This is a genomic window from Escherichia sp. AM3, assembly GCF_032029835.1.
Taxonomy (GTDB): domain Bacteria; phylum Pseudomonadota; class Gammaproteobacteria; order Enterobacterales; family Enterobacteriaceae; genus Escherichia; species Escherichia coli.
The window spans coordinates 1-274 of sequence record NZ_JAVUPQ010000953.1 but is presented as its reverse complement, the minus strand read 5'-3'; the positions used below and the strand labels follow the sequence as shown (position 1 = coordinate 274).

Below are 274 nucleotides of genomic sequence, written 5' to 3'. Positions count from 1 at the left end.
GGGTGCGCCCGTGGAAGCTGTTGCTGGCGGCGATGATCTCGTACTTCTGCGGGCCGTAGACATCGTTGGCGTAGCGGCGAGCCAGCTTGAAGGCCGCCTCGTTGGCTTCGGCGCCGGAATTGGCGAGGAACACCCGCTCGGCGAAGGTGGCGTCCACCAGCTTGCGCGCCAGGCGCAGGGCCGGCTCGTTGGTGAAGACGTTGGAAACGTGCCAGATGCGCTGGGCCTGCTCGGTGAGCGCCTTGACCAGCGCCGGATGCGCGTGGCCCAGGGA

The 274-nt window shown here is 68.2% G+C and carries 1 protein-coding gene; it reads right to left on the bottom strand.

Going from position 1 to position 274, the window contains the following annotated elements; translation table 11 throughout:
* On the bottom strand, positions 1–274 hold a 274-nt coding region (locus tag RTW80_RS29210), incomplete at both ends, for an aminotransferase class III-fold pyridoxal phosphate-dependent enzyme (RefSeq protein ID WP_312721618.1).